Consider the following 7553-nt stretch of genomic DNA (forward strand, 5'->3'; position numbering starts at 1 on the left):
TGCTCCGCCAGCCCGTCCCGCTGCCCGGCCACCAGCGCCTGGCGGGCCGTGTAGGCGGCCTCGGCGGCGCGGCGGTCGGCCTTGGCGACGGCGAGTTCGGCGAGCAGGTCGGCGAGGCCGGCCTCCTCCAGCCCGACGCGCAGGCCGCGGATGGTGGGCAGGCGGTAGAGGGTGCCCTCGTCGGCGGCGAGCCGCTCGACCAGGTCGATCAGCTCGGCGAAGGGCAGCCCGTCCAGGTCGTGGTCGGGCAGCAGCCGGGCGAGGCCGCGCAGGCCGGTGTTGATCGCCTCGAAGGCCTGGGCGGTGCGGTCGACCAGGGCGCCGTCGGCGGGCACCCGCGGGAGGGTGCCGACCGGGGCCAGTGCGGCCCAGGCGCGGCGCTCGACCTCGGCGGAGGCAAGGGCCTCGTGCAGGTCCTCCCGGCGGATGCGGCGATCGGTGGCGAGCGCAACGGCCTGCTTGCGCAGCGAGCGGCCGCGCAGCCAGGAGAGCTTGACGCCGTTCTCGCGGCGCCAGGCGCTGTCGGCGGTGGCGGCGGTGAGGGCGCCGAGGTCGGCGTCGTACGCGGCGGGGAAGAGGGTCGCGGAGGTGCGGTGCACCCGCTGGAGCATCTCGACCAACAGCGCGGTCTTGGCGACGGTGTCGGGCTCGTCCAGCTTGACTTCGGCGGCGAGGGCGGTGACGGCCTCCCAGGTCTGCTGGAGGTCGCTGCCACGCAGTTCGGCGAGGGCCGTGGAGGCGGCGCGGGCGTCCTCGGGAGTGGCGACGGTGTCGACGGCCGCGTACCAGGCGTGGGTCTCGGCGGTGAGCGTGAAGGCCCCGAGCTCGGCGTAGCGGCCGAGGTCCTCGCGGAGGTTGGGCTCCGCGGCGGCGTCCTGGGGGTCCTTGACGTCTGCGGCGTCGGCGACGTCCGCCGGGTCGGCTGCGTCGGCGTTGCGCGAGTGAAGCACTGTCATGTGAGGTCCGGTTCTGGGCGACGGCGGCGGGGCTGGCGGCGAGGGGGCGGCGGACCGGTTGCGCGCGGTCGCCCCTGGGCGGGGCCGGGGGGCGCGCGGTCGGGCTGCCGGTTGTGGAGGCCCAGAATACGGGTGCCCGTTCGAGCCTTGCACGCACCCACCGCTCCGACGGGCGGGTGTCGTGTGCCATACCGCCCGCCTGGCCGCCACCCGGGGGGTCCGGCCGGGTGGTCCGGCGTCGGTCCGGACGGGTGTCTCCGCTGCTCACCGCTCCTCCCGGCGGCCCCTCACCGCGGCTCCTCGCGCTGCTCTCCGGCGGACGGACCGGACCGACGGTCGGGCCTGGGGCCGGTCCGACGGCTGCGCCGGCGGAACCACTCCAGCGGCACCTCCCGGACACCGCGTCCCTGCGCCGGCCCCCGTCGGCCGAGCGGCGGCCGGAAGCCTGCCCGGCCGAGGGCATGCAGATCAACCGGCGCGAGGTACTCGCTGAGCGCGATGCGGTGCCACCACGCGCCGGTTTCCCGCAGTTCGCGCCAATCGGTGAACCGGTAGAGGTAGAGGGTCGCCCGGACGTGGGTCGGCGGGGCCTCCGGGAAGGGGTTGTGGCGCAGCAGGCGCAGGGTGTCGCGGTCGCCGGACAGCAGTCGGGCGACGAAGGGCAGGAACCACGGGCGGGCGTAGGCGGGCGAGATGCCGGCGAACCACATCAGCCAGTCGAGCCGCAGGTGGTAGGGCGCGAACTGGCGCGGGAGGCGGCGCACGTCACCGGGCTTGCCCTTGAATCCGTACTCGCGCCAGACGGTGTGCGGGGTGAGCACCGTCTCGTCGGTGCCCTCGACCACCACCTCCTGGCGGAGCCGGTTGATGCTGCCGAAGGCGCCGTAGGTGTTGACGAGGTGCAGCCGGTTGAAGGAGCGGTTCATGGCCTGGCCGCGGGAGATCATGTTGCGCACCGGCCAGTAGCTGAGCACCATGACGGCGGCAGTCAGCGCGATCACCAGCGCCTCGTACCAGACCGGGGTGCCGGGGTGGTCGCGGGCGTGGACGGGCAGGCCGAGGCGGGCCGGCTCCACGGCGGCGAGGACGAGGACGATGGTCAGCCAGTTGAGCCAGGCGAAGTTGCCGGAGGCGACCAGCCAGAGCTGGGTGACGAGGACGGCGCAGGCCGCGTAGCTCGCGACCGGCTGCGGCAGCAGCAGACCGACTGGTACGACGAGTTGGACGAAATGATTTGCGGCGGCCTCCACCCGGTGCAGCGGATCGGGCAGGTGGTGGAAGAACCAGCTGAGCGGTCCGGGCATCGGCTGGGTCTCGTGGTGGTACCGGAGGCAGGTCAGGTCGCGCCAGCAGCTGTCTCCGCGCAGCTTGATCAGCCCGGCGCCGAACTCGACCCGGAAGACCAGCCAGCGCATCAGCCACAGCACCGGGGCGGGCGGGGCGGTGTCGGCGTTGCCCAGGAACGCGGCGAGGAAGCCCGCTTCGAGCAGCAGGGACTCCCACCCGAAGGAGTACCAGGTCTGCCCGACGTTGACGATGGAGAGGTAGAGGACCCAGAGCACCGCCCACAGCGGGATCGACGCCCAGAGCGGAACGGCGTCGCCGAGCCCGGCCGCGACGGCGGCGGCGAGGGCGGCACCGCTCCAGGCGACGGCGGCGAAGAACCGGTCGCTGTAGTGGAGGTGGAACAGGCCGGGCGCCCGGCGGAACGGGACCCTGGCGGTGAACCGGGGCACCGGAAGCATGCCCTCGGCGCCGATCAGGGCGCGGAACTGCGCGGCGGCGGCCAGGAATCCGATCAGGTAGAGGGCTGCGAGCAGGCGTTGGACGAGCAGCCGGCTCAGCCAGTAGTCGGGGGCGGCGAACCAGTCCATGCGGCCCATGCCTACCACCCACCGGCCCCGGCGCGGGCCCGGCCGGGGCGGCGGAGCGGGAACGGTTCACCCGCTCGGCCCGGGCGGCGGCCCCGGGAGGACACCGGAACGGAACCGCCGGACCCCGGCGAACTCACGCTCCCGGACGGCACCGTGGCAGGGTCCTCTCCACGGGGGTGAGAGGCGCCCCGCCACGGTGGTGGCCGGTCCGCGCCGGCCGGCGTTCAGCCGGGCAGGACGGAACCGGCCCCGCCGGGGATCGCCGAACGGCCGGGTACGGAAGCGCCGCTCTGCTGGAGCCGGTCGACGAGCAGGGCGGCCAGCGTGCCGAGCTCCTCCTCGGTGCGGGACTGGGCGGTGATGTCCATGCCGACGGTGAGGACGCCGTTGATCCGGCCGGTGAGCGCGGCCCGCAACGGGGTGCAGGTGAAGCTGAAGACCTGCCGGCCGCGCTGGGCGTCCGGACGGGCGGACTGGATCCGGACGTTGTCGAGGACGGAGGTGCGACCGGTGTGGTACGCCTCGGCGACGGCCTGTTCGAGGCCCGCAGCACCCAGCTGCGGGTACGCGGCGCCGATCGTGCCGTACGCCGAAGGCGCACCGAAGGTGTCGGCGTGCCGGGCGTTGGCGTACCGGATCTCCTGGCCCGGTCCCTCGGTCAGCATGATGGGGAACGGCGAGCCGTCGAAGGCGGCGAACATCTCCTGGCGCTGGGTGAGCAGGCTGTCGCGCAGCCGGATCTCGGAGAGCAGCGCCTCGGCGAGGTGCTGGATGTCGCGCAGCCGCTCGCGCCCCCACTGCCGGGGTTCCCGGTCGAGCACGCAGACGGTGCCGATGACGGTGTTGGTGTCGTCGACGAGCGGGGCGCCGAGGTAGGCGCGGACGCCGAGTTCGTCCACCACCGGGTTCCCGGCGAACCGGGGGTAGGCGAGGATGTCGTCGAGGGCGAGCGGGGAACGCTGGGCGACCACGTGCGGGCAGAAGCCGTGACTCAGCGGCATCTCGCGGGTGGGGAGGTCGAAGGCGATGCCGCGGTCCGCCCAGGACGATCCGTCCTCGGCCGTGGTGTCGGCCGAACTTGGCGGAATGTAGAGCCCGCGGAACATCTGGCGCTCGTCGTTGATGAAGTTGACCATCGCGATGGGAGCGCGCGTGATACTGGCTGCCAGGTGGGCGAAGCGGTCGAAGGCCTCGTCCGCGGACGGGTCGTTGAGCCCAAGGCCGCGCAGCCTGCGGGTTCGCGCGGACTCCCCGGAGGCACCCGGGAACTGGCCTTGAGTGCTCATCACATCAGTCATGGCGGACATGTAACCAGACATCAGAACGACCGAGCGGTTCCGATCGGCCGATCCTCGACCATGCCGACGACCAGTCAAAACAACATGTGGACGAGCGATCGACTGACCGTCACGGAAGCGAAGATCGATTCCCTTCCCGGGCCGGAACGAAACCCCTCTCGGTGAGGACGGGCCGAATCACGCCAATCCAAGATCGACTCTGGGATGCCCCGGCACCCCATACAACAATGAGCCCTGCCGAAGACACGGACGGTGCCCGCCACCGGGACACCGCCCGGTGACGCATGCGCCGATCGCACCGGGGCGACCGGCCGACACTCCCGCACACCCACCGCCCCCCGTGGGGGGGGGGTTGCCGGAGCGGCATCGACGGCACGGACGGAGGCACGGCACCGCACGCATCGAGAGGACCGGAGCATGGCGATGGACTACTTCACCGACGACCGTCACGAGGGCCTTCGCGCCGCGGTCCGTGACTTCGCGGAGAAGGAGGTGCGTCCGCGGGTGGCCAGGATGGAGGCCGAGCGGAAGATCGAGTTCGAGCTGGCCCGGGAGATCGCCCGCCGGGGCTGGATCGGCGTGACGATCCCGCAGGAGTTCGGCGGCCTCGGCCTGGGCCACGTCGCCAAGACCGTGGTCATCGAGGAGCTGGCCCGGGTCAGCGGGGCCGCGGGCTCGATCGCGCAGGCCTCCCAACTGGGCGTGGCCAAGGTCCTCCACTACGGCTCCCAGGCCCAACGCCGCAAGTGGCTGCCGAGGTTCGCCTCCGGGGAGTGCCTGCCGACCATCGCCGTCACCGAGCCGGAGTCCGGCGGGCACGTGCTCGGGATGACCGGCACCGCGGCCCGCGACGGCGACGAGTACGTCCTCAACGGGCGCAAGTGGTTCGTCGGCAACTCCCACATCGGAGACGTGCACGGCGTGGTCCTGCGCACCGGCCAGGGCACTCGGGGCCTGTCCGCCTTCCTGGTCGAGAGCGACCGTCCCGGGTTCCGCACCGGCTCCCCCGGGTCGCAGAGCGGGCTGCACGGCTTCAGCTTCGGCGAGATCCTCCTGGAGGACTGCCGCATTCCGGCCGGCAACCGGCTCGGCCGGGAGGGGCAGGGGCTGGACGTCGCCTACTCCTCCTCCACCCTCTACGGCCGGATCAACCTCGCCGCCGTCGCGCTCGGCATCCACACCGCGATCGTCGAGGACACCGTCCGGTTCGCCGAGGGGCGCGTCCTGTACGGCCAGCCTCTCAACCAACTGCCCAACATCATGCTGAAATTGGGCGAGATGCAGTCACGGCTGATGACCGCCAGGCTCGCCGCCTACCACGCCTCCCACCTGCTCGACCACGGCCGCGCCTGCGACGCCGAGCTGATGAACGCCAAACTCATCAACACCGAGTACGCGCTGGACTCCGCGCGCAACGCGATGGAGATCCACGCCGCCCGGGGCCTCCAGCCCGAGTTCGGCATCGAGCGCTACCTGCGGGACGCCACCCACGTCTACCCGCCGGCCGGCACCTCGGACGTCCAGCGACTGCGACTCGGGCAGGTCGCCTCGGGCACGTACGGCAAGCAGTGGTCCGCGGAGCTGTCCGACGTGACCAGCTGGGCCTGGAGCGAACTCACCGCCCAGCGGGAGGCCCCGGTGGAGAAACCACCGGGGCTGGGCGGACGGGTGCTGCCGATGCCGCTGGCGGGCTGAGGCCCGGAGGCAGGGTGGCGGCAGGGCGGCGGCCGGAAGCCGGAGAGGATGTGGCGGACGTCCGCCACAGCGGCACTTGACCTGTGCCTGACGGATTCCCCGGGGTCCGCCCCCGGCCTCCCGGGGCCGCCGGCCCGATCCGGCCGACGCCCACGACCTGCTACGTTGTGCCGGCGAACCATCCGGACCGAAGTCCACCCGAACGCCACCATCCCTGCGTGAACGGCCAGTTGATGTTGCGTCGGCGGCGTCCCGGGCTGATAGCGTTCCGTGCCGTCGGCGGCCGTGCTGCACCCCGCCGGGCCAGTGACAGCACGTCACCGGCTCCGGCAACCCCCGGCCTCGACGCCCTGAAGCCCGGCCGCGCCGTACGGGGTCGACCCGCCGCTCGGACCCACCGGTCCGAACCCGGCGTCCCGGTCCCGCGACTCGGCCCTGCAGCAAGGAATCAGATGCCAGGCATATCGGCCCACCGCACGAGCCACCGCGCCGGCCGGTCCGGCTCCCTCCGCAGCCCGCTCCTCGGCCTCGTGCTGGTCCCCAGCCTGGGTCTCGCCACCGCCTGGGGCTACGCCGCCTACCTGCTGCGCGGCTCCGGGGAGCGCACCGCGCTGCTGGCCGGCAGTGCGGTCGTCGCCCTGGTGGTGCTGATCAGCCTGTTCCGCGGCGTCCGGGCCGCCTGGACACTGTCCGCGCGGCTGTCCGAACTGCGGGCCGACACCATCGCGCTCGCCGAGCAGGAGATCCCCGAGGTCGTCGACCGGTTGCGCGCCGGGGAGCAGGTGCCCGCCCCGGCCCTCTGGGCGCCGTCCCGGCGGACCGGCGACGACGTCCAGCAGGCCTCGGACGGCCTCGCCGCCGTCCGCCGGGCCGCCGTCGCCGCCATCGTCCACCAGGCCCAGGGCCGCGAGGGGACGAAGAAGGTCTTCCTCAACATCGCCCGGCGCACCCAGATCCTGATCCACCGGCAGATCAGCATGCTGGACGCGCTGGAGCGCGAACACGAGGACCCTGAGCTGCTGCGCGAACTGTTCGCGGTCGACCACCTGGCCACCCGGATGCGGCGCAACGCCGAGAACCTGGTCATCCTGGGCGGCGCCCTGCCCGCCCGGCGCTGGCGCAACGCCGTGCCCGTGGTCAACGTGCTGCGCAGCGCCGTCTCGGAGACCGAGAGCTACTCCCGGGTCGTCGTCCAGGGCATACCGCGTGTCTCACTCGACGGGCAGGCCGTCGCCGACGTCATCCACCTGGTCGCCGAGCTGGTCGAGAACGGCACCACCTTCTCCCCGCCGTACACCCAGGTGCAGGTCTCCGCGCAGGAGGTCCCCGAGGGCCTGTCGGTCGAGGTCGAGGACCGCGGGCTCGGCATGACCGAGGAGGAGTACGAGCGGCTCAACGCGTACCTGGCCAACCCCCCCGAGCTGGACGTCTCCGCACTCGGCGACGACCTGCGGCTCGGCCTGTTCGTCGTCGCGCGCCTGGCCGCCCGGCACGACGTCCAGGTCTCCCTGCGGCCCTCCCCGTACGGCGGCACCCGGGCCGTGGTGCTGGTGCCCGCAGCCCTGCTGGAGCAGGCCGGGCAGTCGGCCACGGTGCCCGGCCTGCCGTCGGGCGCCCGGATCACCCGGGCCCCGGCGTCCGACCCGCAGCCGGGGGCGGGGGCGAGGGCCGGTTCGGGTCCGGGTTCCGGTTCCGCGCTCGGTTCCGCGCCCGACGGCTTCGGACAGGCG

Annotated in this window: 5 protein-coding genes; 2 read left to right on the forward strand and 3 right to left on the reverse strand. The window is 73.2% G+C overall.

Annotation, left to right across the window (positions count from 1 at the left end):
- From KS423_RS32510 to KS423_RS32520, 3 genes are all read right to left on the reverse strand, one after another.
- Positions 1-956, reverse strand: a 956-nt coding sequence (locus KS423_RS32510) for a hypothetical protein (RefSeq protein ID WP_224283346.1), incomplete at its 3' end; no start/stop codon positions are given.
- A 287-nt stretch (positions 957-1243) separates the two neighbouring features.
- Positions 1244-2830, reverse strand: coding sequence for a lipase maturation factor family protein (locus KS423_RS32515; protein ID WP_224283348.1), 1587 nt, complete (start codon positions 2828-2830; stop codon positions 1244-1246).
- A gap of 224 nt (positions 2831-3054) precedes the next feature.
- Entirely contained in the window at positions 3055-4128 is a 1074-nt protein-coding gene (locus tag KS423_RS32520; RefSeq protein WP_224283347.1) for a GAF domain-containing protein, read from the reverse strand.
- A 417-nt stretch (positions 4129-4545) separates the two neighbouring features.
- Between KS423_RS32520 and KS423_RS32525 the strand changes: the two genes are divergently transcribed.
- Positions 4546-5823 carry an acyl-CoA dehydrogenase family protein gene (locus KS423_RS32525; protein ID WP_374120069.1) on the forward strand — a complete coding sequence of 426 codons (1278 nt, stop codon included), beginning with the start codon at positions 4546-4548 and terminating at the stop codon, positions 5821-5823.
- A gap of 452 nt (positions 5824-6275) precedes the next feature.
- Positions 6276-7553: sensor histidine kinase KdpD (locus tag KS423_RS32530; protein ID WP_263455464.1), on the forward strand; the 1278-nt coding region annotated here is incomplete at its 3' end.

This window comes from Streptomyces sp. LS1784, from assembly GCF_020103755.1.
Classification (GTDB): domain Bacteria; phylum Actinomycetota; class Actinomycetes; order Streptomycetales; family Streptomycetaceae; genus Kitasatospora.

Coding starts and splice junctions, on each gene's coding strand:
- KS423_RS32515 (WP_224283348.1), bottom strand. CDS start 2,830: ATGGACTGGTTCGCCGCCCCCGACTACTGGCTGAGCCGGCTGCTCGTC.
- KS423_RS32520 (WP_224283347.1), bottom strand. CDS start 4,128: ATGACTGATGTGATGAGCACTCAAGGCCAGTTCCCGGGTGCCTCCGGG.
- KS423_RS32525 (WP_374120069.1), top strand. CDS start 4,546: ATGGCGATGGACTACTTCACCGACGACCGTCACGAGGGCCTTCGCGCC.